This is a genomic window from Amycolatopsis bullii (assembly GCF_014654205.1).
Lineage (GTDB): Bacteria > Actinomycetota > Actinomycetes > Mycobacteriales > Pseudonocardiaceae > Amycolatopsis > Amycolatopsis plumensis.
The window spans coordinates 1-1,215 of record NZ_BNAW01000108.1 but is presented as its reverse complement, the minus strand read 5'-3'; the positions used below and the strand labels follow the sequence as shown (position 1 = coordinate 1,215).

At 69.1% G+C, this 1,215-nt stretch carries 1 protein-coding gene; it reads left to right on the top strand.

The genetic code is table 11. The features are described from left to right. Positions 1-86 precede the first annotated feature (86 nt). Positions 87-1,215, top strand: a 1,129-nt coding sequence (locus tag IE317_RS44095) for an IS110 family transposase (RefSeq protein ID WP_191317307.1), incomplete at its 3' end; no start/stop codon positions are given.

The following is a 1,215-nucleotide window of genomic DNA, read 5'->3' as shown; positions in this document are numbered from 1 at the left end:
TTGAGATCTGCGCTCGGTCGCTGTTTATGGAGATGCTGGCGGGTCGTCCACGGGGTTGAGCTGCGAAGGACGGGAGGACAGGCGGCGTGGCAGCGCGCAGGGTGTGGGTCGGAATCGACGTGGGGAAAGGCTTCCACCACGCGTGCGCGGTGGACGAGGCCGGCAAGATGGTGTTCTCCCGGAAAGTGGCCAATGGCCAGGCCGCGATCGAGCAACTGATCACCCGCACCACCGCGGAAGCCGGTGAAGGTGGGGAGGTGGTGTGGGCGCTCGACATGACATCCGGCGCCGCGAGCCTGCTGATCACCTTGCTGCTGGGCACTGGGCAGCCGGTGGTGTCGGTGCCGGGCCGGCTGGTCAACCGGATGGCCGGCGCGTTCGCCGGTGAAGGCAAAACCGACGCTCGTGACGCCCGCACGATCGCCGAAACCGCCCGGCTGCGCCGCGATCTGACCCCGATCACCGCCCCTGATGCGATCACGCGCGACCTGCAGGTGCTCACCGCGCGCCGGGACGACCTGATGGCCGACTGGGTCCGCGGGGTCAACCGGATCCGGGAGCTGCCGGCGAGCATTTTTCCCGCGCTGGAGCGGGCGTTCGACTACTCCACCCGCTCGGCGCTGGTGCTGCTCACCGGCTTCCAGACCCCCGAGGGCATCCGCGCGGCCGAAGCGGCCGGCCTGTCGGCTTACTTGACCGAGCATGGTGCCTGGGCCAAGGGAATTCCGTCCATGGTGGACAAGGCCCTGGCTGCCGCGGCGGAGCAGACTGTGGCGTTGCCGGGGGAATCGGTGACCGCGCCGTTGATTGCCCGGCTGGCCCGGCAGCTGCTGGAATTGAACCGGGAGATCAAGGATCTGGACAAGCAGCTCGCCGAGCGGTTCGGTGAGCATCCTGATGCCGGACATATCACCAGCCTCGACGGGTTCGGGCCGGTCCTGGGCGCTCAGCTGCTGGTCGGCACCGGCGGTGACCTGCAGGCTGCGTTCCGCAGTTCCGCGCATCTGGCTGCTTACGCCGGTCTCGCACCAGTGCCCCACGACTCCGGGCGAGTGCGGGGCAATCTGCACCGCCCCAAGCGCTATCACCGCGGCCTGCGCCGGGTGTTCTCCCTGGCCGCCCTGTCGGCGATCAAACGCCCCGGCAGTCCCTCCCGGGCCTTCTACCTGCGCAAACGAGGCGAGGGGAAACGGCACGCCCAGGCTCTGATCGCCC